The 25317-nt window shown below is 63.3% G+C and carries 17 protein-coding genes and 1 rRNA gene; 11 read left to right on the top strand and 7 right to left on the bottom strand.

Translation table 11 applies throughout. The annotated features are described in order from the left end of the window. Positions 1 to 228: 228 nt before the first annotated feature. Positions 229 to 1762 (bottom strand): 16S ribosomal RNA (locus tag ACZ415_RS10265). A gap of 327 nt (positions 1763 to 2089) precedes the next feature. Beyond that, a complete protein-coding gene (locus ACZ415_RS10260; protein ID WP_344701247.1) occupies positions 2090 to 3061 on the bottom strand; it encodes a calcium/sodium antiporter in 972 nt (323 codons plus the stop codon). Positions 3062 to 3263: 202 nt separating this feature from the next. On the opposite strand from ACZ415_RS10260, the gene ACZ415_RS10255 reads away from it, so the two are divergent. The 6 genes from ACZ415_RS10255 (at position 3264) to ACZ415_RS10230 (ending at position 10013) form a co-directional block, all read left to right on the top strand. Next, a complete protein-coding gene (locus ACZ415_RS10255; protein ID WP_344701403.1) occupies positions 3264 to 4616 on the top strand; it encodes a paraquat-inducible protein A in 1353 nt (450 codons plus the stop codon). After that, positions 4609 to 6306 (top strand): intermembrane transport protein PqiB, encoded by a 1698-nt coding sequence (gene pqiB / locus ACZ415_RS10250; RefSeq protein WP_344701249.1) that lies wholly within the window; start codon positions 4609 to 4611, stop codon positions 6304 to 6306. The genes ACZ415_RS10255 and pqiB overlap by 8 nt, the downstream gene beginning before the upstream one ends. Positions 6307 to 6351: 45 nt before the next feature. Beyond that, on the top strand, positions 6352 to 6936 hold the full coding sequence (locus ACZ415_RS10245) for a PqiC family protein (protein ID WP_344701251.1): 585 nt from the start codon (positions 6352 to 6354) through the stop codon (positions 6934 to 6936). Positions 6937 to 7040: 104 nt separating this feature from the next. After that, positions 7041 to 8309: a DEAD/DEAH box helicase gene (locus ACZ415_RS10240; RefSeq protein WP_344701253.1), complete on the top strand. Its 1269-nt coding sequence runs from the start codon at positions 7041 to 7043 to the stop codon at positions 8307 to 8309. Between the two features lie 57 nt (positions 8310 to 8366). Then, positions 8367 to 8867, top strand: a complete 501-nt coding sequence (locus tag ACZ415_RS10235; RefSeq protein WP_344701255.1) for a hypothetical protein — start codon at positions 8367 to 8369, stop codon at positions 8865 to 8867. A gap of 39 nt (positions 8868 to 8906) precedes the next feature. Further along, a complete protein-coding gene (locus tag ACZ415_RS10230) occupies positions 8907 to 10013 on the top strand; it encodes an asparaginase (RefSeq protein WP_344701257.1) in 1107 nt (368 codons plus the stop codon). Here ACZ415_RS10230 and ACZ415_RS10225 read toward each other — a convergent pair. Both ACZ415_RS10225 and trhP read right to left on the bottom strand, forming a co-directional pair. Then, on the bottom strand, positions 10010 to 10435 hold the full coding sequence (locus ACZ415_RS10225) for an SRPBCC family protein (RefSeq protein ID WP_344701259.1): 426 nt from the start codon (positions 10433 to 10435) through the stop codon (positions 10010 to 10012). The genes ACZ415_RS10230 and ACZ415_RS10225 overlap by 4 nt on opposite strands. A gap of 111 nt (positions 10436 to 10546) precedes the next feature. Beyond that, the gene (gene trhP / locus ACZ415_RS10220; protein WP_344701261.1) at positions 10547 to 11947 is read right to left on the bottom strand and encodes a prephenate-dependent tRNA uridine(34) hydroxylase TrhP; all 1401 of its coding nucleotides are present in this window, start codon (positions 11945 to 11947) and stop codon (positions 10547 to 10549) included. A 173-nt stretch (positions 11948 to 12120) separates the two neighbouring features. Between trhP and queC the strand changes: the two genes are divergently transcribed. Both queC and ACZ415_RS10210 read left to right on the top strand, forming a co-directional pair. Further along, positions 12121 to 12822: a 7-cyano-7-deazaguanine synthase QueC gene (gene queC / locus ACZ415_RS10215; RefSeq protein ID WP_344701263.1), complete on the top strand. Its 702-nt coding sequence runs from the start codon at positions 12121 to 12123 to the stop codon at positions 12820 to 12822. 9 nt (positions 12823 to 12831) lie between these two features. Then, positions 12832 to 13158, top strand: coding sequence for a YkgJ family cysteine cluster protein (locus tag ACZ415_RS10210; protein ID WP_344701265.1), 327 nt, complete (start codon positions 12832 to 12834; stop codon positions 13156 to 13158). Between the two features lie 9 nt (positions 13159 to 13167). Here ACZ415_RS10210 and ACZ415_RS10205 read toward each other — a convergent pair whose 3' ends face one another. Continuing rightward, entirely contained in the window at positions 13168 to 17052 is a 3885-nt protein-coding gene (locus ACZ415_RS10205; RefSeq protein ID WP_344701267.1) for an AAA family ATPase, read from the bottom strand. 27 nt (positions 17053 to 17079) lie between these two features. Then, positions 17080 to 17715 (bottom strand): MiaE family protein, encoded by a 636-nt coding sequence (locus ACZ415_RS10200; protein WP_344701269.1) that lies wholly within the window; start codon positions 17713 to 17715, stop codon positions 17080 to 17082. Between the two features lie 511 nt (positions 17716 to 18226). On the opposite strand from ACZ415_RS10200, the gene acnB reads away from it, so the two are divergent. The 3 genes from acnB (at position 18227) to ACZ415_RS10185 (ending at position 23423) form a co-directional block, all read left to right on the top strand. Then, positions 18227 to 20830, top strand: a complete 2604-nt coding sequence (gene acnB, locus ACZ415_RS10195) for a bifunctional aconitate hydratase 2/2-methylisocitrate dehydratase (RefSeq protein WP_344701271.1) — start codon at positions 18227 to 18229, stop codon at positions 20828 to 20830. Between the two features lie 160 nt (positions 20831 to 20990). Then, entirely contained in the window at positions 20991 to 21476 is a 486-nt protein-coding gene (gene rraA / locus ACZ415_RS10190) for a ribonuclease E activity regulator RraA (protein ID WP_344701273.1), read from the top strand. 39 nt (positions 21477 to 21515) lie between these two features. Then, positions 21516 to 23423 (top strand): glycerophosphodiester phosphodiesterase family protein, encoded by a 1908-nt coding sequence (locus tag ACZ415_RS10185; RefSeq protein WP_344701275.1) that lies wholly within the window; start codon positions 21516 to 21518, stop codon positions 23421 to 23423. Between the two features lie 6 nt (positions 23424 to 23429). On the opposite strand, the gene ggt is transcribed toward ACZ415_RS10185, so the two are convergent. Then, positions 23430 to 25256 (bottom strand): gamma-glutamyltransferase, encoded by a 1827-nt coding sequence (ggt, locus tag ACZ415_RS10180; RefSeq protein ID WP_344701277.1) that lies wholly within the window; start codon positions 25254 to 25256, stop codon positions 23430 to 23432. Positions 25257 to 25317 lie beyond the last annotated feature (61 nt).

Genomic DNA, 25317 nt, shown 5'->3' with positions numbered 1-25317 from the left:
CGAAGGAGTCGGGGTCGCAATGACAACGATTGCCGGATACGCTTGAGACGTATCACATGATCACTTCATCTGAAATGATCGTTTATCAGCTTGATATACCTTGTTAAAGAGCACTGCCAAAAAGCAGTCGTAAACAGGCGGGCTGTTGCCCCCGTGCTTATGGCTGCACTTCGACACATCGATCAGGTAATTCATTGTGGGCACTTGCCGAGCGGGTGACGCATCGATTAAGGAGGTGATCCAGCCGCAGGTTCCCCTACGGCTACCTTGTTACGACTTCACCCCAGTTGCGAACCACACCGTGGTGATCGCCTTCCGAAGTTAGGCTAACCACTTCTGGTGCAGTCCACTTCCATGGTGTGACGGGCGGTGTGTACAAGGCCCGGGAACGTATTCACCGCGCCATTCTGATGCACGATTACTAGCGATTCCGACTTCACGGAGTCGAGTTGCAGACTCCGATCCGGACTGAGACCGGCTTTATGGGATTCGCTGACTTTCGCAAGCTCGCTGCCCTTTGTACCGGCCATTGTAGCACGTGTGTAGCCCTACCCGTAAGGGCCATGATGACTTGACGTCGTCCCCACCTTCCTCCGGTTTGTCACCGGCAGTCTCCCTAGAGTTCCCGACCGAATCGCTGGCAAATAGGGACAAGGGTTGCGCTCGTTACGGGACTTAACCCAACATTTCACAACACGAGCTGACGACAGCCATGCAGCACCTGTCTCTCGGTTCCCGAAGGCACCAAGGCATCTCTGCCAAGTTCCGAGGATGTCAAGGGTAGGTAAGGTTCTTCGCGTTGCATCGAATTAAACCACATGCTCCACCGCTTGTGCGGGCCCCCGTCAATTCATTTGAGTTTTAACCTTGCGGCCGTACTCCCCAGGCGGTCGACTTATCGCGTTAACTTCGCCACAAGGGTCTCAAGGACCCCAACGGCTGGTCGACATCGTTTACGGCATGGACTACCAGGGTATCTAATCCTGTTTGCTACCCATGCTTTCGCACCTCAGCGTCAGTGTCAGTCCAGAAGGCCGCCTTCGCCACTGGTATTCCTCCCGATCTCTACGCATTTCACCGCTACACCGGGAATTCTACCTTCCTCTCCTGCACTCTAGCCCAACAGTTCCGGATGCGATTCCCAGGTTGAGCCCGGGGCTTTCACAACCGGCTTATCAAGCCGCCTACGCGCGCTTTACGCCCAGTCATTCCGATTAACGCTTGCACCCTCCGTATTACCGCGGCTGCTGGCACGGAGTTAGCCGGTGCTTCTTCTGTGAGTGATGTCTTTCGGCCGGGGTATTAACCCGACCGCGTTCTTCCTCACTGAAAGTGCTTTACAACCCGAGGGCCTTCTTCACACACGCGGCATGGCTGGATCAGGCTTTCGCCCATTGTCCAATATTCCCCACTGCTGCCTCCCGTAGGAGTTCGGGCCGTGTCTCAGTCCCGATGTGGCTGATCATCCTCTCAAACCAGCTACGGATCGTTGCCTTGGTAGGCCGTTACCCCACCAACCAGCTAATCCGACATAGGCTCATCCGATCGCGGGAGCCTGAGCCCCCTTTCTCCCGTAGGACGTATGCGGTATTAGCCTGAGTTTCCCCAGGTTATCCCCCACGACCGGGCAGATTCCTATGCGTTACTCACCCGTCCGCCGCTCGACGCCTGAAGTGCAAGCACTCCATCGTTTCCGCTCGACTTGCATGTGTTAAGCCTGCCGCCAGCGTTCAATCTGAGCCATGATCAAACTCTTCAGTTTAAAATCATATAGTGCATAAGCTGCACCAAACTTGGCTCAAGGTTTCAAACGTCTCAAACAAAACCCGAAGGTTTTTGACGAGACACTTGCCTTGATAATAGGTGATTTGTCACCCACTCAGGCAAGCGCCCACATGAATTACCTGATCAACTTGTTAAAGAGCGCCGGAGCGAGGCATTACCTCTCTTCCCGATAGACACGCATCATACCAGCGTTTTGGGCCGCGTCAATTGTTTGGCTTATTTTTTTATGACTACAGCGTGTTTTTCGGATTTACGGGGCCATTGCGCCCGGGGTGCGTCCGGTCGGGTTGAACGTCGCCTCGCATCACGCAATAACGACAGATACCATATAGGCCGTATATGCCATGAAAATAGCAAGCAAGATACCGCCTTCGAGACGATTGATCTTGCGCGGCCGGCCCCGCCAGGAAAACGCAAAGACAATCATCAATACGGTCATCAACGTCATGACCATCCAGTCCCGAGCGAGCACTTCCGGTCCGGCGTCAATCGGCGTAATCACTCCTGCAAGCCCGACCACACCGAGCGTGTTGAACAGGTTGGAACCCACAACATTGCCCAGCACCATATCGTGCTCTTTACGACGAAGCGCGCTCACCGAAGAGGCAAGCTCAGGCAGCGATGTGCCAATCGCCACGACCGTCAGGCCTACAACCAGTTCACTGACGCCAAAAGCCGTCGCAATTTCCACCGCTCCCCATACCAACAGACGCGAGCTGCCGATCAGCACAATCAGGCCGATAAGCGTCCAGCCCAGCGCGACGCCGCCCGACATGGACTGGCTATTGAGTGTGTCGCTGACTTCAGCCACAAGGGCATCGCTTTTCTGCGCTCGCGACTGCAGGATGCTAAGCCCCATAAAGCCGCCAAGAATCAGCAAGGCCAAGATCGCCTCCCAGCGGGCGACAACGCCATCCAGCAGAACAGCGCCGGTAAGCAGCGTCACTGCCAGCAAGACCGGCATTTCCTTGCGAATAACGCTGGAGTGCACGGCAAGCGGCGCCAGCAAACCCACCAGCCCCAACACCAGGCCTATGTTAGCGATATTGGAGCCGTAAGCGTTGCCCACAGCAAGCCCGGGGCTTCCCTGGAGCGCGGCCAGAACCGAGACCATCATTTCCGGTGCCGATGTGCCAAAGCCAATCACCAGCATACCGATCAGCAGCGGCGACAATCCTAGCCAGCGTGAAATGGCCGCCGCCCCGTCAATGAACTTGTCGGCACTCCATATCAGCAGGATCAGACCGGCAATAACGGCCAAGACGGGAAGCAGCATAACGTTTCCTTCGTAAGTTTATCTGGGTAGTATCGCGCTGCATCGTTATGGAAGCGAAGGGGTGGGTCAAGCATTGATCATCATCAACGCCTAGGCATGTCGCAAACGCCCGGCGTATTGCCCCCGGCGCTCAGACAGTGCCTTCCAGCTCAGCTATGGAAGATGACCGTACGCAAAAGGAGAAGAATTGATTCGTCATCGCATGCTCAAGCGACCCGCGATCCCTCATCGCGCTCCGTATGTCGACCGCTCTCCGCCTGAAGTACACACCCGAAGGCGGCGGCTGCGCGCCTGCTACGAATGCGACTGGCTTTGTGCCTTGCCGCCGCTGACGGCCGGCGAGAAGGCCACCTGCCCGAGATGTCACCATACGCTGGCAAGACGGCACCACCATCCGGCGCAGCGCAGCATGGCACTGGCCATGGCAGCGCTTGTCGCGCTGATGGTTGCCGTGTCCTTTCCCTTTATCAGCTTCAGCGTCAGCGGTGTAAGCAACTCCATTGAGCTGCCCCAAACGGCCACAGCACTGATCAGCTTTCATCAGCCGGTCGTGGCGGTCGTGGTTATCCTGACCATCGTAGTGCTGCCCGCCTGCTACCTGCTGGCCGTCATGTGGCTGCAGCTGGGCCTTATGCGCTATCGTCCGCTGCCGTTTAGCCGCGACATTGCGCGTGCGCTTGCCCATCTGACCCCCTGGATGATGGCCGACGTTTTTATCATTGGCGCTCTGGTCAGCCTGATCAAAATTGCCGGACTGGCGCAGGTGTCGCTGGGCTTATCCTTTTGGGCATTTTGCGCTTTTGCCTTTTTGCTGCTGCTGACCAGCCAATCACTGGACGCCGACTGGCTGTGGTTTTCCCTCGACCATGAACCCTTGGCACCACAAGGCGCTCAAACCGGGGCTCCCGCAGCTGCCCAGCAGCTTACCGGCTGCCCCACCTGCGGTCTGGTCAACCGCTTGGCAAAAACGCAAAAGACGCGCTGTCGCCGCTGCGGCGAACATCTGCATGCTCGCCGGCCGCATAGTCTGCAGCGCACCTGGGCGCTTCTCGCAGCGGCGGCGGTCATGTATATTCCGGCCAATTTTTATCCCATCATGAACGTAACCAATCTGGGGGAAACGTCCTCCTCCACCATTATCAGCGGCGTGGTGGAGCTATACCAGTCAGGCTCGTGGCCTGTTGCGCTGGTTATTTTTATCGCCAGTGTTATCGTCCCGGTGGGCAAACTCTTCGCCCTTGGCTGGCTGTGCCTTGTCGCCCGCCGCAGCCACCGGTTAAACGCCCACAGCCGCACCGTGCTGTATCGGGTCACCGAATTTATCGGCCGCTGGTCCATGGTTGACGTCTTTGTCGTGGCGATTCTCGTCGCGCTTATCCGGGCCGGCACGCTGATGTCGATTACCCCCGGACCCGCTGAACTTGCGTTTGGCGCTGTGGTTGTGCTCACCATGCTGGCGGCGATGTCATTTGATCCGCGCCTGATCTGGGACGCGCCCTTGCCCCGGAAAGTGCCCTCACACACCAAAGCCTCTCAGGGAAGCGCCGATGGCTAACGAACCCTCTCACGCCCAGCGTACGCCACACGACTCCGCGCCGGCCTCCGGCCCGGATCGCGCCAAGGCATCGCCGCAGGCCAGGCTGTCGCCGATCTGGATCATCCCGCTAATCGCCGTCGCCATCGGTATGTGGCTGGTATACGATAACTACACCAGCCGCGGCACCCAGATTACCCTCACCATGGACAATGCCGAGGGCATCGAAGCCGGCAAAACGTTGATCCGCACCCGCAACGTTGAAGTCGGTCAGGTGCAAAGCGTGCGCCTTTCTGACGATCTGTCTCATGCCGTTATCGGCGCCCGCATTCATCCCGAAGCCGACGGCATGCTCACCGAAGACAGCCGCTTCTGGGTGGTCAAGCCGCGCATCGGCCGCGAGGGCATCAGCGGGCTCAATACCGTACTGTCCGGCGCCTACATACAGCTCGAACCCGGCAGCTCAGACGATTTTCAGCGCGAATTCAAGGTCAGCGACGTGCCGCCGGTCGCCCCGGCAGGCGTCGCCGGGCTGCAGCTCAAGCTGGAAAGCCAGCTGGGCAACTCGTTAAAAGTCGGGGACCCGGTGTCCTATCAAGGGTATACCGTCGGTCGCGTGGAAGAGGTTAATTTCAATCCCGATAAGCGCCGCGTATCCAACCACATCTTTATTGAAAAGCCTTATACCGGCCTGGTGACCGACAACACCCGCTTTTGGAATACCAGCGGCATCGATTTTCGCCTGAACGCTGACGGCATACGCATCAACCTTGAGTCCCTCGAAGCTCTGCTGGGCGGCGGCGTGAGCTTTGGCGTGCCCGCCGACCTGCCCACGGGAAAACAAGTCAGTGCCGACACCCGCTTTAGCCTCTATGCCGATGAAGAAAGCGCGCGCCAGGGCACCTTTGATCGCTACATCGAATACGTGCTGCTGGTCGACGACACCGTTCGCGGGCTGACGAAAGACGCGCCGGTCGAGTTTCGCGGCGTTCGCGTGGGTACCGTAGCCGCAGTCCCCTGGAACTTCGATGCCCCCCAGCCGGATTCACGCTCCAGTTTTGCCATTCCCGTGCTGATTCGGATTGAACCCCAGCGCCTGGGCATGGCCGAGGGCGGCATTGAGCTTGACGAGTGGCGAACACGCTTTGAACGACTGTTCGACATAGGCCTGCGTGCTACGCTCAAAAACGGCAACCTGCTCACCGGCGCGCTGTTCGTCGACCTGAACTTCCAGGACGCGCCGAGCGATCCCTATAGCGCCGAAACCTTCGCGGACGTGCGCGTCTTTCCTACAACCACCGGCGGGTTTGACCAGATACAGGCCCAGATCACAGCGCTGCTGGAAAAGCTCAACGCCTTGAATATCGAGCCGCTGATCAGCGGTCTGGATCGCAACATGCAGGCGGCCGAAGCCACGCTCAACGAAGTGCAGAACGTTTCCCGGTCGCTGAACAAGCTGCTCGACAGCCCGGAAACCCAAGACATCGGCGGCAACCTCAATGCAACGCTCAAGGAACTTCGCACGACGCTGGAAGGCGTATCTCCGGGGTCGCCGGTCTATCAAGACATACGCTCGACTATGGAGCGTATCGAACGCTCGCTGCGCGACCTGCAGCCGCTGACCAAGACGTTAAATGAAAATCCCCGGGCGCTGCTGTTCGATAACCTGGAAACAAAAGATCCCGTGCCGCGCGCACCGTCCGCTCCTTGACATGAGCCCGGCACGTACCGGCCAATGCCACCAGAAGGAAACGCCATGCTCGCCTTTCCGCGTCCGCTGCTGCTGATCGCGCTGCTGCTAAGCCTCGGGCTTGGCGGCTGCGCCGGCAAAGTGACGCCGTCCGCACGCTATGTGCTCCCGGCCACCACACCCGAGATACCCAACGCCGCTGAGGCCACGCTGGCACTTGGCCGGCTACGCCTGGCGCACTATCTGGACGTTGAAGGTATCGTCATGCAGCTCGACGATATCGAGCTGCGCGAAGCCCGCGACCACCGCTGGGCCGAAGGCCTGGACCAGCAGCTGAGACGCAACCTCCAGGCGCATCTCTCGCAAGACCTGCCCGCCTGGCGGGTCGTTCAGGGCAGCGCCGGCGACACCGACGCCTACACGCTGCGTATCAGCATTGACCAGTTTCAAGGGCGCTACGACGGCTATGCCCTCGCCGGCGGCCAGTGGCAGCTGCGTAGCGCCGGCGGCAAGCTTGTGCACATGGCCAGCTTCACAACCCGCACCGCGCTTGAGCAGGACGGCTACCCCGCACTGGTGCGCGCCCTTGGCCAGAGCCTTGAGCAGGCCGCCGGCGAGATTGCCACCGGCATCCGGCGCGCCGTGTTATAGTGCGCGGCTGCGTTTATCACATAACGCTTTATTACTGTTGACGGCCGGGCAACGCGGCCGGCGTTTTAACACGGCGCTTATGTCCAACGCCGTGCGGAGATACTATGGATTTTTCTGACCTTGGCTTAGCGGCCGAACTGCTTGAGGCGATCAACGCTGAAGGCTACACCACGCCTACGCCCATTCAGGCCCAGGCAATACCTGCCGTACTCAACGGCGACGACCTTTTGGCCAGCGCCCAGACCGGCACCGGCAAAACAGCCGGCTTTGGCCTGCCCATGCTGCAGCGCCTGAACCACGGCAAACCCGCCAAAAGCCGGCAGGTACGCTCGCTGGTACTGGCGCCGACCCGAGAGCTGGCCGCACAGGTCGGCAAAAACATTGCCGCCTACGGCGCCGGGCTGAAGCTGCGCACCCAGGTCATTTTTGGCGGCGTGGGCCAGAACCCTCAGGTAGAAGCGCTCAAGCGCGGCGTGGATATCCTCATCGCCACGCCCGGCCGGCTGCTGGACCTGCACCAGCAAGGGCACGTTGATCTGTCAAGCCTGGAAATTCTTGTGCTTGACGAAGCCGACCGCATGCTCGATATGGGCTTTATCCACGACATCAAGCGGCTTTTGCGGCTGATGCCGCCCAAACGGCAGAACCTATTGTTCTCCGCTACCTTCTCCAACGACATTCAGGCGCTGGCCAAACAGCTGCTGCACAACCCTCAGCAAATCGACGTGGCGCCGCGCAACACCACCGCCGACAAGATCGAGCAGGTGGTTTATCAGGTCGATCGCGAGCAAAAGCGCGAGCTGCTGGCACATTTGATCGACACGCAAAAGTGGTATCAGGTGCTGGTGTTTACCCGCACCAAGCACGGCGCCAACCGCCTGGCGGAGCAGCTGTCCAAGCGCTCAATCCCGGCCATGGCGATCCACGGCAACAAAAGCCAGGGCGCCCGCACCCGGGCACTCGGCGCCTTCAAAAGCGGTGATTTGCAGGTATTGGTTGCCACCGACATTGCCGCACGCGGGCTGGACATTCACCAGCTGCCCTACGTGGTCAATTTTGACCTGCCCAACGTTGCCGAAGACTACGTGCATCGCATCGGGCGTACCGGCCGTGCCGGCCGCCAGGGGGAAGCCGTATCGCTGGTATGCGTCGACGAAGCCCAGCTGCTGAAAAACATCGAGCGGCTGATCAAAAAACCCCTGGAGCGCCGCGTGGAACCAGGGTTTGAACCGGACCCCAACGCCGTGCCCCAGCCGATCGAAAACGGCCGTCGCTCCGGGAAACCGCGCAATGCCAAGCGCACGCCCGGTGCCGACCGCGAACAAAAGCCGCGGCGCTCACGCAATCGCCAGCGCAGCTCCCAAAGCCGCTAGTCTCGTCGCTTGCTCGCACCTTTTATCGCTTTTTGTTGACCCATCGTTGGAGTGACCATGGCCTCGTCCGATCTGATTGCCGATTATCGCCGCTGGCTCACCTTTCAGCATCAGGAACAGCTGAGCCGCGAACACGCCGGCATCGTTCAGCGTCTGGAAGAGGCACGCGCTTCGTCCGGGCCTGTGGTGCAGGCCTATCGCAGCATGGCCGAAAAAGCCGCAGCCGAAGGAGCCTGCTACCGCACGCTGTTTTTACGCACCCGTGAAGGCGGCGAAGCGCTGGTGTGCGAAGGCTGGCTGTTTATTCGCCGCCTGCTCAGCGAAGGCCAGCAGGCGCGGGTGCGCGCCACCCTGGTAGAAACCTTCACCCTGGAAGACGGCATCATGGCGCCCGGGGACAAGCCCGCGCGCAAAATCACGCTGGAAATTTTCGATCAGGTACACATCGACAAAGGCATGCGCACCAGTGTCCGGGTGGACTGCGTGGATAACGGCAACGACGCGCACTTCGTTACGCTGCTGGATGCCGTACGCGGCGACTTGCGCCCGCATCTCTAGTCGTTCATGCCAACACGCCGCCCGGCCAAGGAGATAGACATGCACGCTAGATCAGCCGGCGATACGACCCTGCCGATACGGGTGATCTACACCGGCGGCACCGTCGGTATGCTGCCCGGCAGCGACGGCCTGGCCCCGGGCGGTCATTTCGCCGCCCGGCTACAGCGCGCTCTGGCGACGCTGCCCGCCGAAAAACACCGGGCGCTGCCCGGATGGGAAGTGCACAGCTATTCGCGACTGATCGACTCCAGCGCGGTGACGCCGCTGGACTGGCAGGTGCTGGCCGATGACATTCGCGCCCATCAGGCCGCCTACGCCGGCGTGGTGGTGGTGCACGGCACCGATACACTGAGCTGGACCGCTGCAAGCCTGGCCTTCCAGCTGCGCCGTCCGGGTTTTCCGGTTATCGTAACCGGCGCCATGCAGCCGCTGGAAACGCCGGGCAGCGACGCGCTGGACAACCTCTACGGCGCGCTGCGCTTTGCCGCAAAGCCGGCGCTTGACGGCGTCGCGGTCTATTTTGCCGGGCGCCTGCTCCACGGCGCTCGGGCCACCAAGCAGCACGCCTCGGCCGCAGACGCGTTCGCCAGCCCCAACGCCCCCGCACTGGGCGAATACCGCGACACACCGCGGCTTTTTTCCCATGCCCTGCCCCCGGCCACTGCCGCAGCCGATACCGCTTATAACGCCACGCCGGCCGACTATCAGCGGGTCAATCAAGACTATCAGCGGGTCAATCAAGGCGAAGTCGTTCGTATCGCCCTGTGGCCCGGCATGGCCGCCTGGCAGCTCAGCGCCTGGCTGGAGGATTCGCGGGTTAAAGGAGCGCTGCTGGAGCTGTGGGGCGCCGGCAATATCGCCGACGATCCGGCACTGCTGGAGGTCATACGGCGAAGCAGCGCTCGGGGCACGCTGATGGCCGCGGTCAGCCAGTGCCCCCAAGGCAGCGTGGCCATGGGCGCCTATGCCGCCGGCAGCGGGCTTTACCGGGCCGACGTACTAAGCGGTGGCGACATGACGCCGGAAGCCGCCTACGGCAAACTCGTTCACCTGCTGGCGCTGGGGCTTGGCGACGACGCTCGCCGCCGTGCTTTCCTTACCCCTTGCATCGGGGAGCGCCGCGACGGCAAGCCTTCTGCGCACTAGCGATCGCCGGCGCGAAGCCGGGCTTCTACCCGTTCAAGAATTTGTCGGCTGACCTTACCGACCAGCGGCGTCGCTGCGCGGTTGACGGCCTTTTCCATCAGCCGGCTGCCGATTTCGTAGCTCAGAGTCAGCGTCACTCGAGTGCCTTCGGGCACGCGTTCAAGATAGTAGCGCCCCTGGTTTTTCACCCCGCTCAGCGATTCCCAGGCCAGCGTATGAGGCGAACGTGCCTCTACCACGGCCACATCAAAGGTCCAGTCCATTTTCACAGCATGGACATACCAGCGATAGCGCTGCTCGCCCAGCGGCTCGATACGCTCAATCAGATCGGAATAGTCGGCAAACTCCTCGACCCGGCGCAGCAGGGCAAAAACGCGCTCTGGCGGGGCGTTGACGATTTCGCTGTGTTCGATGGTGGCCATGTCGGATACTCGCAATAAGCAATCGCTAGCTGGGGGATGATCCCGAAAAATAATGGCAGGCCCGCGCAGGGCGCGGTGAGCGCCTAGCCTAACACGGCAAACGCCGACGGCTCACAGATCTCGCATCAGCAGCGCAAACTCGGCGTCGTCCGGCGATATGGCTTCTCCGGGAACGGGAATGCTGACCACATGGCCGGACCCCGGGGCCACGCTGACCGCCTCGCCGCGCTTGTTTTCTATTCGCGAAAGCGTAAAGCGCCGGTTGCCGCCGGGCAGCATCAGCTCCACGCTGTCACCCACGGCAAAGCGGTTTTTGACGTTGACGGTCAGCCGGCCGCGAGCCGCATCCACGTCGATAACATCGCCGACAAACTGCTGGTGGACGCCGATGGAATGGCCGCGCTCATAGTTCTGGTACTCGTCGTGCACGTGGCGACGGTAAAAGCCTTCCGTATAGCCGCGGTTGGCCAGGTTATCCAGCTCGTCCATCAGCGCCTTATCGAACGGGCGGCCCGCCACGGCATCGTCAATGGCCCGTCGATACACCTGGGCAGTGCGGGCTACGTAGTACGGCGATTTGGTACGGCCTTCAATTTTCAGCGAGCTTACGCCCAGCCGCGTAAGCTCCGGCACGTGCTGCACTGCGCGCAGATCCTTGGAGTTCATGATGTAGCTGCCGTGCTCGTCTTCAAAGATCGGCATCAGCTCGCCGGGGCGGCTGCGATCTTCGATAAGCGCGGAGAGCTCATCGGGGCGTTGAGCACCGGCAGCGGGGCCGCCACTTTCGCTGCCGTTACCGCTGGCAATGACCCCCTGCCCCGGCGCCCACTCGCCGCTTGCAGCATGCGCCAGGGCGGAATTGGCCGGCACCAGATCACCGGTGGCATCCTTGGCCGCGGCCACGGTGCGGTACTGCCAGCGGCACGCGTTGGTGCAGGTGCCCTGGTTGGGGTCGCGATGATTGAAATACCCCGACAGCAAACAGCGCCCGGAATAGGCAATGCACAGCGCGCCGTGGACGAAGGTTTCGATTTCAAGCCCCGGGCACTCGGCGCGAATCTGGCCGATTTCGCCAAGCGAGAGCTCCCGGGAAAGAATGATCCGGCTGATGCCCTGGCGCTGCCAGAAGCGTGCCGCGGCGTAGTTGACCACGTTGGCCTGCACCGACAGATGAATCGGCTGCTCCGGCCAGCGCTCGCGGATCATCATGATCAGGCCCGGATCGGACATGATCAGCGCATCCGGGCCGGCCTCGATCACCGGCTCCATATCGCGTAGATAGGTTTTCAGCTTGGCGTTGTGCGGGGCGATGTTCGACGCCACGTAAAACTGCTTGCCGCGCGCGTGGGCGTAGGCAATTCCCTTGTGCAGGTTGGCGACGTTGAAGTCGTTATTGCGCACCCGCAGCGAATAGCGCGGCTGGCCGGCATACACCGCATCGGCGCCGTAGGCAAAGGCGTAGCGCATGTTTTCAAAGGTACCGGCGGGCGAAAGTAGCTCGGGGGCAAACATGAAAGGCTCCGTGGCATAGGGCATGTGGCAGGAAAGCGGCGAGACTAGCAGACCGGCACGGCGCCTCACTTGACCTGCGTCGGGTTGAACGCCTTTTATGGCCGCGCCCGCTGGCGTACACTGCCGGCGCGCCGGACCGCCTCCACACCACGCTTCGCCAAGAGACACGCTCTATGCCTGACACGCCTACCGCGCACGCCTCCCACCGCCCTGCCACCGTGGTGATTTACTCCGGCGGCATGGATTCTTTCACCGTGCTGCACCGCGCCCTGCGCGAAGGCCGCGAGGTGCACGCGCTGTCGTTTGACTACGGCCAGCGCCACGTCCGCGAGCTGGACACCGCCCGCCGGGTGTGCGAAGCGCTGGATATTCCTCATCAGGTGGTGGATATCCGCGCCATTCACGGGCTGATCGACAACTCGGCGCTGACCGACGCCTCCCGCGCCGTGCCCGGCGGCGACTACGCCGAAGACAACCTGGCCGCCACGGCAGTGCCCAATCGCAACATGATGCTTTTATCGCTTGCCATTGCCAAGGCGGTAAATATCGGCGCCGATCGCGTCGATTACGGCGCCCACGGCGGCGACCACGTGCTCTACCCTGACTGTCGTCCCGAATTTGTCGAGGCCATGCGCCACGCCGCGGGCCTTGCCAACCTAGAGCCCGTGGACGTCCACGCGCCCTACCTGCACCGCAGCAAAGCCGAGATTCTGGCAGACGGGCTGGCCATGGGGCTTGACTACGCCGACACCTGGACGTGCTACCAGGGAGAAACGCTTGCCTGCGGCGAATGCGCCAGCTGTCGCGAACGTCTGGATGCGTTTGCCGCCAACGGCGTCAGCGACCCGCTGGCCTATGCCCAGACACCGGCCTGACGCGCGCCCATGCATCGTGATCGACCCCAACGCGAAAACAGCGCCGTCTTTTTCGCCGCACAGGCCGCAGAGACGCCGCCTGCAGACGGCTGCCGCCCGGGCTGCGGGGCCTGCTGTATTGCGCCGTCCATCAGCTCGCCGATTCCCGGCATGCCTGACGGCAAACCCGCCGGCGTGCGCTGCGCCCAGCTGGATGACGCGAACCTTTGCCGGCTGTTCGACGACCCCCGCCGCCCGGCCGTATGCCAGCGGTTCAGCTACGATCGCGCGCTCTGCGGCGAGCATCGTGAACAGGCGCTGGAGACGCTGGCCGCGCTGGAAGTCCTGACCGCGTGAAACGAACGATCACGGCGCCCCGGAAACCGCCAAGCGCCGCTCGGCAAGACGCGTCCAGCGCAGCAGTACCGGCGCATCGCTGTGGCGCACGCGGCCCAGCAGGCGCCGAAAGCTGATCAGCGCGGCAGGATCGTCCGGGGCAATATGGGTCAGCCACAGTTCCAGAGCCGCCAGCTCCTGATGGCGATTGCCCTGCTTGCGCGCCTGGCGCAGCGCCAGCTCCGCCAGCGCCTGCACGTCTTGCCCCCGGCGCGCACGCACGTACGCCAGCTGCATGGCAAGTTCGGGCAAAAACAGCGTATCGCGCTCCAGGGCGATGCTCAGGCACTGGTCGAGATACCCTTCTACCGCACCTAGCTGATCCATCGCCAGGCAGGCATCGGTGTACCAGAGCACCGGGCGTAGATAGCGCTCAAAGCCGGTCAGTTCGGCCATTTGCGCCAGGCACTGCTCAAGTTCAGCAAGCCCACCGGCATCGCCGCCCAAGGCACGCTGCCAGCCCAGCACCCCTCGGGCGGAAAGCTGCCACAGGGCCAGATCCGGCGTATCGGACAGGGCAGCGGCCTGCTCGGCATGGCGGCTGGCCATGTGCACGTGCCCCAGCTGGCGGTACAGCGCCGAGCCAACCAGATGCGCCATGGCCAGCGTACCGGGATGATTGATCTGCTGGGCCAGCCGTATGGCACTTTCCACCTGGCGCTCGGCACGCGCATAGTCACCGTGCAGGCACAGCGCCCAGCTGTGAAAACAGGCAGCGCTGACCTGAGGGTGATCAGAAAACGGCAGCCATTCAATCATCATCGGCGTATTGAGCGGGTCCAGCGCCTCCAGCTGACGATGCGCCTCGCCTACGTTGCCTGACCAATAGGCACAGTGGGCCCGGGCGTAGTCGGCCAGCCGGCGGTAGCGCGGCTCTTTGAGCTGCGCGGCAAGCCCTGCCAGGCCGGCCACCAGGGTACGGGCCTCGTTATGGTCATAGCGCTGGCTGCGTGCCACCCAAAGGCCCCATTTGACCAAAAATACCGCGCCCGAATCCGCGGGCGTATCATCGTCCTGCGGCGTTTGTCGCAGCATTTCACGGGCACGTTCAAAGCTTTCCAGCGCAGCAGGCGAGCCGTGACCTTCAAGCGCAAACGCCGCCTGGCCGCGCACCGTCAGCAGGCTGATGGCGCGCGCCGGCTCATGAGCCACACGTTCCAGACTTTCCAGCCCGGCATCCGCCATACGCAGCGCCGTACGATTGGCGCTGACCTTGAGCGCTTGCTGAGCGGCAAGCTCGAAGTAGCGTGCGCTACGGGCATCGTGGCCGCTGCCGCTCAGGTGCATGGCGAAATCGCCCGGATGGCGACTGATCCAGACCGGAAAGCGCTCTTCAATCAGCGTGACAACCAGCTGATGCAGCCGCTGACGCACGTCCCGCGGGCACGACAGGCAGGCCGCTTCCTGCAAAAGCTGGTGGCTGAACTGGTAGGTTTGAACGCCCCCTTGCGCTTCACCTGCCGGCTCGATGATCTCTCGTCTGCGCATGTGTTCCAGCGCGCGATCAAGCGCCTGGGGCTCCCAGCTACTGCACGCCGCCAGAAAGTCCAGGCGAAAACGGCGGCCCAGCATGGCGGCCACGTGGGCTACGTGACGATCGCCGTCCAGCTGATCAATACGGCTGGCCAGCAGTCCGAAAAGGCCGTTGGGCAGCGTATCCAGCTGCACCTTTCGCCCTTCGCGCCGGTCAATGTCCAGCCGCCGACAGAGCTCCTGCAGATACAGCGGCACCCCGTCACAGCGCTCGATGATCTGCGTGCGCAGCCGGGGACTCAAGTGCAGCCGGTAGCGCCGGGCAAGCAAGGCCAGCAGTCGCGATGACTGCTCGCCATCCAGCGGCCCCAGCGCTACCTGCTGATCCCAGTACAGTTTGCCCGGCAGCGCCTCACGGCCGTGCTGGCTGGCGACCAGCATGAACGCTGTATGGATGGGCAGACGCGCCTGAAGAGCCGCAAGCACCTTGAACGAAGGCTCGTCGGCCCACTGCAGGTCATCAATCATCAGCACCACGGGGCGATTGCCGGCCAGATGCTCAATCAGCCGCTGCACCAGCGCCACGACCAGCTCAGTGGCTTCTGCAGTGCACGTCAGCCGCGCTATATCGGCCTGCTCGCACGCCCCCAGCGCTTCTTCCAGCAGCCGCTGGCGGCCGGCCTCAAGCTCAGGCATCTTTAGCCGGCGTTGCAGCGCGCGCAGGTCCGACGCCCCGGGGTGCGCCCGGCCGTGCCAGGCCACCAGGCGGCGGGCAACGGCGTACGGCTCCAGCACCGACAGCCGCGTCATTGGCTGCCAGCAAATCGCCGCGCCGCGGCTTAGCTCAAGCTGGCGAAACCTCACCATCAGAGCCGATTTACCCATGCCGGCCGTCCCGCTCACCATCACGCTCTGGCGCAGCCCGATACCGGCCCGGGCCAGCCCGTCGTGCAGCTGACGAAGCGCGGTTTCCCGCCCGATCAAACTTGGCGGCACGGCATCCCCGCCGCTGTCATGGCGGCCCAGCGCCAGCGCTTTCAGGCGCACTTGGCCATCGCTTGCGACAAGCCGCGAAGTCAGCCGCGGCTGCAAATCCAGCGCCGGCGGCATGTGCTGGCTTGCCTGGCGGGAGATCACCAGCTCGCTGTCTTCCGCTGCGTTCATCAATTCAAGGGAGGTCTGGGTGACCTGGCCCAGCGGATCGGCCAGCTGCCGCTCGGGCAGATAGACCGCCCGGCCGCTGTGCAGCCCGGCCGCCAGAGTGAAGTGCGGCGGCGCGCCGTCTCCTTGCCAGCAGCGCGCGGCTTGCTGGGGCAGCGCATGGCGGCAGTGTTCGTACAGCGCGACCAGCTCGGCCAGCTGATGCGCCGGCCCGTGGGTGCCAAAACAGGCAAGCCCCAGCCCGCCGGTGGCGCCGGGCAGCCAGAAGCCGCCCAGATGGTGACACTGCTGCTCCAGCCAGCGCAGCAGCGCTAGCTGCAGCGTCAAACAGTGCTGCAGCGCACCACGCTCCTGCCACTCGCCCTCAAGCCTCAGGCGAATCGCCATCACTGACAGCTGGCGCAGCTCGATTTCGTCTTCACGCAGCGCCGCGCTGTCAGCGGCCAGCGCGCGCGAATAGGCGCCCTGGGGCGACATGCCCCGCGGCGGCGTCTCGCCGTCCGACCAGTAGCGCGCCAGCCGCAAAAATGCCGGCTCCGGCTGCTGGCCGGACAGCGCCAGCAGCTGCAGATAGGCGCTGTATGCTTCGTGGGCTGCGGCTCGCTGCCCCTGCTCGGCCAGCTGTTTGACCCGGCGCTGATGAAACGGCCCGTAACCGGAAAAGCGATGGGTCAACGTCGCCAGCACGCTGTCCGGCACCGAATCATGCGCCTCAAGCACTTGCTCGATAAAACGTATAACGCGCTGCCGCCATTCGCTGCGCACCTGAACCAGCCAGCGCTGGAAGGCCGCGCAGCTGGCCAGCTCGAGCTCTTCGACCAGGTCTCCTTGATAGCACGCCAGCACCGCCTCAAGGCCCGCCAGGTCTCGCGGGCCGTCGAGCAGCGTTTCCAGTTGTTTAAGATCGACCTGCCAGTCGTCCGGCAGGGTCAGAGCCATCGCCTGGCGCGATACGCTCAGCAGGTCATCCCCGCGCGACCCCAGCGACTGGCGCAGGCAGTGCAGCGCGTGGCGCAGATTGGTGCGCCCGGTTGACACGGCTTGATCCGGCCATAAAAGCTCGGCAAGCGTCGTGCGGCTCACCGGCTGACGATGGAGCAGCAGATAAACCAGCAGTGCCTTGACCTTGTCGTAGCTAAAGCGGGTCAGCACGTCCCGATCCCGCGTGAGCGAAAAATGCCCCAGAAGGACAAGCTGGTCAGACTCGCAAGCATCGCGCATGGGCAAAGTTCCTGGCTCAGCGGCTGGCTAGGCAGGCACGCCGCTATGAAAACGAAAATCCGTATCGGGTGCGCTGATCAACTCGGCTTCGCAGGCAACGAAAAACGCAATGCGCTCGTCCAGCGGCGCCTGGGTCTGCCGGCCGGCCAGCAGCAGGTAGTCTTCGTAGTGGCGGCCTTCCGATTTCACCAGCGTGCGATAAAACTGCGCCAGCTCTTCATCCAGATAGGGAATCAGCCGCGCGAAGCGCTCGCAGCTGCGCGCTTCGATCAGCGCACCGATGATCAAAATATCGATCAAACGCTCAGGGTCGTTGGGCCGCACATGGCGGCGCAGCCCTTCGGCGTAGCGTGAAGCGCTCAGATGATGATAGGCCACGCCCCGCTTTTCCATCAGCTTGATCACCTGCTCAAAGTGCAAAAGCTCCTCGCGCGCCAGCTGAGACATTTTGCTCAGCAATAGCGGCTGATCCACATAGCGGTAAAGCAGGTTCATGGCCGTGGAGGCGGCCTTTTTTTCGCACTGGGCATGATCGATCAAAAGCGTCTGCGGATGCGCCATGGCCCATTCCAGCCAGGCGTGCGGCGTGGCGCAGGCGAGAAAATCCAGCAGGCTCGCGGGCAGCAGATGCTCAGCGCTGATGCCGTGACCGGCAGGCGGCAAGACGCGGTTCGCCGCGGTAGCGCGGGAAGAAGCGTCCGCATCGGCACCGGAAGAAAGGGAGCGGTGAGGGGAAGATATAGAAGACGATTCAAAATGAGTCATGGCAAAGTACCCAAGCAGCCGATGTCCGACGCGCGCTGCTGTCGGGCATGAACAGTATCGAGCTTAAAAATATCCGACATGAAAGTGTCGAGCGTAGAAATATCGGGCATAAAACAGCGAAGGCGTATGGTAACGCGGCGACGCGGCAATCACACCTGCCCGGGTAGCTGCACTACCGTAATGCGCCGCCGAGCGCGCCGCAGGCGTCATTTTACGCCATCGGCTGCGGCCAAAGTGTCATGTGGCCGCCACGCCATTCGCTTAACATTGTCAACGGTTTAACGTACTATTGCGCCATTCCGCTGCGCCGCCCTATCGCGTATGCCGGCCTTCCGGCTGCGCCCGAACTGTGCTGTGTCTGTCGACACAGCCGGCAGCCGCGCCTTCCCAGCCAACCCGAGGGTCCACCGTGCTCGAAGCCTACCGCCAACATGTTACCCAACGCGCCGAGGCAGGCGTTCCGCCCAAACCGCTTAACGCCGAGCAGGCCGCCGCCCTGGTGGAGCTTTTGAAAAACCCGCCGGCGGGCGAAGAAGAGTTCCTTCTGGAGCTGATTACCCAGCGCATTCCGCCGGGCGTGGACGAGGCCGCCTACGTCAAGGCCGGCTTTCTCACCGCCATTGCCAAAGGCGAAGCCGAGTCTCCGCTGATCGACAAGGTCCACGCGGTAAAGCTTTTGGGCACCATGCAGGGCGGCTACAACATTGCCTCGCTGACCGAGCTGCTCGACGATGACGCGCTGGCCAAAGAGGCCGGCGAGCAGCTCAAGCACACCCTTTTGATGTTTGACGCCTTCCACGACGTGGAAGAGCGCGCCCGCGCGGGCAACGCCGTCGCCCAGGACGTACTGACATCCTGGGCCGAGGCCGAGTGGTTTCTGTCCCAGCCGGCGCTTGCCGAAAAGATCACCCTGACCGTGTTCAAGGTGCCCGGCGAAACCAACACCGACGACCTGTCCCCCGCGCCGGACGCCTGGTCGCGCCCGGACATTCCGCTGCACGCCAACGCCATGCTGAAAAACCCGCGTGACGGCATCGAGCCGGAAGAGCCGGGCGTCAAGGGCCCGCTCAAGCAGATCGAGGCGGTCAAGGCCAAGGGCCACCCGGTGGTGTACGTGGGTGACGTGGTGGGCACCGGTTCATCGCGCAAGTCCGCGACCAACTCGGTACTCTGGTTCTTCGGCGACAACATTCCCTACGCGCCCAACAAACGCGCCGGCGGCTTCTGCTTCGGCGGCAATATCGCCCCGATATTTTTCAACACCATGGAAGATTCCGGTGCGCTGCCCATCGAGATGGACGTCGACAACCTCAACATGGGCGATGTGATCGACGTCTACCCCTACGCCGGCAAAGTCTGCCGCCACGGTACCAACGAGGTGATCACCACCTTTGCGCTGAAAACCGAGCTGCTGCTCGACGAAGTGCGCGCCGGCGGCCGCATTCCGCTGATCATCGGCCGCGGCCTGACCGCCAAGGCGCGGGCATCGCTGAACCTGCCCGCCTCCGATATTTTCCGCCTGCCCGAGCAGCCGGCGGACACCGGCCGCGGCTTCACCCTGGCCCAGAAGATGGTCGGCCGCGCCTGCGGTATGGACGGCGTGCGCCCGGGCATGTACTGCGAGCCGAAAATGACCACCGTGGGCTCGCAAGACACCACCGGCCCCATGACCCGGGACGAGCTGAAAGACCTCGCCTGCCTGGGCTTCCAGGCGGACCTGGTGATGCAGTCGTTCTGCCACACCAGCGCCTACCCCAAGCCGGTGGACGTGGATACCCACCACACCCTGCCGGACTTCATCATGAACCGCGGCGGCGTGTCCCTACGCCCGGGCGACGGCATCATCCACTCCTGGCTCAACCGCATGCTGCTGCCCGACACCGTGGGCACCGGCGGCGACTCCCACACCCGCTTCCCCATGGGCATTTCCTTCCCCGCGGGCTCGGGGCTGGTGGCCTTTGCCGCCGCCACCGGGGTGATGCCGCTGGACATGCCGGAGTCCGTGCTGGTGCGCTTCAAGGGCAAGCGCCAGCCCGGCGTGACCCTGCGCGACCTGGTCCACGCCATCCCCTACTACGCCATTCAGCAGGGGCTGTTGACCGTCGAAAAGTCGGGCAAGAAAAACGCCTTCTCCGGCCGGGTTCTGGAGATCGAGGGCCTGGAAGACCTGACCGCCGAGCAGGCCTTCGAGCTGTCCGACGCCTCCGCCGAGCGCTCCGCGGCGGGCTGCACCATTACGCTTTCCGAAGACAGCGTGACCGAGTACCTGACCTCCAACATCACCCTGCTCAAGTGGATGCTGGCCCAGGGCTACGGCGATGCCCGCACCATCGAGCGGCGCATCAAGGGCATGCAGGCCTGGCTTGACGATCCCAGCCTGCTGCGCGCCGACGCCGACGCCGAGTACGCCGAAGTCATCGAAATCGATCTGGACCAACTCACCGAGCCGGTGCTGTGCGCGCCCAACGACCCCGACGACGCCCGCCTGCTGTCCGAGGTCGCCGGCGAGACCATCGACGAGGTCTTCATCGGCTCGTGCATGACCAACATCGGCCACTTCCGCGCCGCGGGTAAACTGCTGGAAAAACAGCCCGCCGGCAGCCTGAAAACCCGCCTGTGGCTCGCCCCGCCGACCAAGATGGACCAGCACCAGCTCACCGAAGAGGGCTACTACGGCATCTTCGGCCGCGCCGGCGCGCGCATGGAAATGCCTGGCTGCTCGCTGTGCATGGGCAACCAGGCCCGGGTCGCGGCCAAAAGCACCGTGGTCTCCACCTCCACGCGCAACTTCCCCAACCGCCTGGGCGACGGCGCGGATGTGTACCTGGCCTCGGCCGAGCTTGCCGCCGTGGCCGCGGTGGAAGGCCGCCTGCCCACGGTGAGCGAGTACCGCCGCTACATGAGCGAGTTTGACGCCATGGCCGGCGAGATCTACCGCTACATGAACTTCCACGAGATCGAGGAATACCAGAACGTAGCGTCCGACTACATTCCCCTCGCCGAAGAAGCCTAAGCCGTAGCTGCATCCGCTTGTCTGCCGGCCTGAGCCTTCTCAGGCCGGCTTTTTCATGGTGAATCAGCCGGCTATTCAAGGCTGTTTTTTAAACCAAGACTGTTTTCAAGACCATCTTTTCAAGACCGTTTTCAAGACCGTTTCAAGGGAGACACCCGCCATGAGCGATAACATCGTGACCCCGGATATCTGCGACGCCCACCCGGAAGTGGAAGCCATCGTCGCGCCGTTCACAAACTTCGGCGGCGTCAGCGCCTTTTACGGCCCGGTGCGCACCGTCAGCTGCTTTGAAGACAACTCCCGGGTGCGCGAAGCGGTGAGCGAGCCCGGCAACGGCGCGGTGCTGGTGGTGGACGGCGGCGGCTCGCACCGCTGCGCGATGCTTGGCGACATGCTCGCCGAAAAGGCCCACGCCAACGGCTGGGCGGGGATTATCATGTTTGGCTGCGTGCGCGACGTCGACGTGCTGGCCACCACGCCCATCGGCATTCAGGCGCTGGGCAGCCACCCGCGCAAAAGCCACAAGCGCGGCGAAGGCACCCGGGACATTGCAGTGGACATCGCCGGCACCCGAGTCGCCCCCGGCCAGTGGCTGTACGCCGACAACAACGGTATTTTGATTGCCGAGCAGGCGCTGCCCCTCTAGACCGCACACCTTTTTCCGCGAGCTGAAGGTTGCCTATCCATGTCGCTTTCTGCCTCCCGCGCTGCACCGCTACGCCGGCTGGCCGCATCGCTGTGGCGCGTATTTCGCAGCCGGCTGCGCGCGCTCGTCGCGTTTCATCTGCTGTTTACCTTACTGGCCTCGTTTCTCGCGCTGCCGGCTATTGCCTGGGTCAGCCGTGCGCTGTATGCCCGGCTCGGGGCCGACATCGTCACCCTTGACCGGCTGATCGCCCTGCTGTTCACCCCGGCCGGTATCAGCGGCGCCCTGGCGATTCAGGGGCTGGCCTTCGGGCTTTTGTACTGGCAGCAGGCGGGCATGCTGTATATCGCCACCAGCCGGCACGGTACAAGCCACTCCCGGCTGGCGCTGGAAGCGCTGTGGCACGGCACTCGCCGACTGCCGGCGCTGATGGGGCTGGTGGTCGTGCAGGTCGGCAGCCACCTTTTACTGGTGGCGCCTTTTATGGTGGCCATGACCTGGCTTTACGACGCCTGGCTTGGCGGGATGGAACTTTACTATCTGCAAAAAATTCGGCCGCCGGCGCTGTGGTATTTCGTTGCCTGCGCGCTGCCCGTGCTGGGCCTGTGGGCCTGGCTTGCCGGGCGGCTGTACCTGCGCTGGCTGCTGGCGCTGCCGCTGGTGGCGCTGGACAACGCCGCCCCCGTTACCGCCCTCAAGCGCAGCGTCGCGCTGACCCAGGGGTGGCGCCGCTCGATTGCGGCGGCGGTAATGCTGGTGCTGATCGGCGTAGTGGCGCTGCCGATACTTGCCACCCTTGCCTTTGACACCCTGTTCACCCCGCTTCTGGACGGGCTGCCCGAGCATCACGCCGTGCTGCTGCCGGCCATGCTTGTCTATCTCACCGCCTACGTGCTGCTGACCCTGGCGCTGACGTTTGCCGGTATCGCGCTCAACGCGCTTCTTTCTGCCTGCCTGTATCTTCAGCTCGCGCTTGGCAGGCGGCATCAAAAACGCGCTGCTACCCCGCACGCCGGGCGGTTTGCCTGGGCGATAGAGCTTGGGGTGATCGTGCTGGCGGCTCTGCAGGCCTGGTGGATCGTAGGCAGCTTTGCGCTCGACGACGACGTCGAGATCATCGCCCACCGGGGCAGCTCCATGCGCGCCCCGGAAAACACCCTGCCGGCCTTTCGTCAGGCGGCCAAGGAAGGCGCAGACGCGGTGGAGCTGGACGTTCAGCTAAGCGCCGATGGCGCGGTGATGGTCTACCACGACCGCACGCTTGCACGGCTTGCCGGCGACGCCCGGGCGCTGGGCACATTGAGCCGGGAAGAACTTGCCAACGTGGACGTCGGCAGCTGGTTCGGCCACGACTTTCGCGGCGAGCGCATTCCTACGCTTGAACAGGTGCTTGAGACCCTGCGCGGCCGGGCCGGCATCATGATCGAGCTCAAGCCCTCGCCGGGCCGCGGGCGCGACCTGGCGCTCGGAGTGCTCGCCGAGCTGAATCAGGAGACGGACACCCGCTACGCCTGCTGGGCAAAGGCCGAATCGGCTATCGCCGCCTACGGCCGCTGCGGCTATCCGGATGCCCGGCGCGAAATGCGCCTGGCGTCCATGTCCCCCGCGCTTGTGGCCACGCTTGCCGAGCTGGCCCCCGAAATGCGCCTGACGCTGCTTGCCCAGCTGGTGATTCCCGGCACGCTGGACCGCCGCGGCTTCGATGCGCTGGGCCTGCGCCACAACCGCATTACCGCAGACGAAATGCGCCTGGCCGCCACCTACGACTACGACGTTCACGCCTGGACGGTCAACAACGCCGAGCGTATGGCGACGCTGATCGACATGGGCGTGGATGCCATTATTACCGACTACCCAGATCGCCTGGCCGCTCTGCTCGGCGAACGCCGCCGGCTAAGCGATGCCGGTTTGCTGCTGCTCAAGCTTCACAGCTGGCTGAAGCGATAACGACGCTTACTCAGCCTCATCTCCCATGACCACGCCTTCTCGACGCGGATCGGCACCGCCGAATAAAGAACCGTCTTCACGGCGCACGATGACCCCCAGCCCGCTGGTCAGCTCGCGGTCGCTGAGCGTATGGCCCAGCTCGTCGAGCGCGGCTCGGGTGTCCGCTGGCAGCCGATCTTTTTCTACGTAAACGCTGTCGCCCAGGGTCAGCACGTGCGGCAGCGACAGCGCCTGCTGGGCATCAAGGCCCCAGTCGCGCAGTGCCACCAGCGTCTGGGCCACGTAGGGGATAATCGCGGCCCCGCCGGGGCTGCCAAGGGTTGCCACCAGCGGGCCTATAGCGGCTGCCTGCGCATCGTCATCAGCGCGCTTGAACACCAGCGTAGGGCTCATGCTGGAGCGCGGGCGCTTGCCCGGCTGCACGCGGTTGGCAACGGGCTTGCCGTCCACCTCCGGGGTGAAGGAAAAATCCGTCAGCTGATTGTTCAACAGGTAGCCGCCGGCAAGCCCGGTGGCGCCGTCGGCGAGAATACGCGAGCCGAACGCTTGCTCAATGGAGGTGGTCATGGCCACCGCATGGCCGTCGGCATCGATCACGCTCACATGGCTGGTGCCGTATTCCGGCTGACGCGGTGGCGTCGCCCAGCTGATCTCAAGTGCGCCGGGCCGGCCGGGTGCCACGTCTTCTCCCAGGCTCTGCTCAGCGCCGATCAGCCCGGCCCGACGCTTCAGGTAGGCCGGCGCCAGCAGGGTGCGCCAGTCACCGCCGGGCGCATCGACAAACGCCGGATCGGCGATGTAGCGGTTGCGATCGGCAAAGGCCAGCCGCGACGCCTCAAGAAAACGATGCAGCCAGTCATCGCTCGGCGCGCCGCCGTCCAGCGGCGCCTTGGCCATGGGTTCGTTATCCAATATGCCAAGAATCTGCATAACGGTCAGATGCCCCGATGACGGCGGCGGAAATCCGCATACCGTCCACTGCTGCCAGGGAGTGCAGATGGCGTCGCGCTCCTGGACCTCGTAGTTTTCAAGGTCGTCAACGTCAAGGCTGCCGGGCATCTTTTGTGCCTGCACCCGTGCGGCCAGATCTTTTGCCACCTTGCCCTGATAGAACGCCTTGCTGCCGCGCTCGGCAATCTTTTCAAAAATGGCGGCAAGTGCCGGGTTTTGGAGCGTCTCGCCCACGGCCAGCGCAGCGCCGTCATCGTGATAGTACAAGGCGCGAGCGGCCGGATTTTGCCGCAGGGCGTCGTCGTTTGCCAGGCTCTGATGCAGCCTTTCACTGACGGCAAAGCCGTTTTTGGCCAGCGTTATCGCTGGGGCAAACAGCGATGCCCAGTCAAGCTTGCCGTGTTTTTTGTGGGCTTTTTCCAGCATCTTGACGATACCCGGCACGCCTACGGACCGCCCGCTGGTAACGGCGTCCATAAACGCCAGCGGCTCGCCCTGGGCGTTGAGAAAAAGCGTCTCATCAACGCCTGCCGGCGCGGTTTCCCGGCCGTCAAAGGCACGCACTTCGCTGCCGTCAAAGTGCAGCAAAAACCCGCCGCCGCCGATGCCGCTTGACTGCGGCTCCACCAGCGCCAGCACCATCTGCACGGCAATCGTTGCATCAATCGCACTGCCGCCGGCCTGTAGAATCTGCCGGCCGGCATCTGCCGCCAGCGGATTGGCCGCTACCACGGCAAACGACTGCGTAGCCCAGCCCGGCTTTTGGGTAAAGCCCGAAGCGGTCTCGGGGCTCAGCGCCGGCGTCTGATAGTCAAACCCCGACGCCGCCAGCGGCATCAGCAGCAGCCCCAAGGGAATAAGGCAGTGTTTCCAACCCAGCATGATGGTTCTCCTCCACAACAGCAAAACGCCCGGCACATGGCCGGGCGTATGTTCCGCCTTA

The sequence above is a fragment of the Halomonas cibimaris genome, from assembly GCF_055379665.1.
Note: the sequence above shows the minus strand (reverse complement) of the source record. Positions and strands in the feature narration are given on the sequence as shown.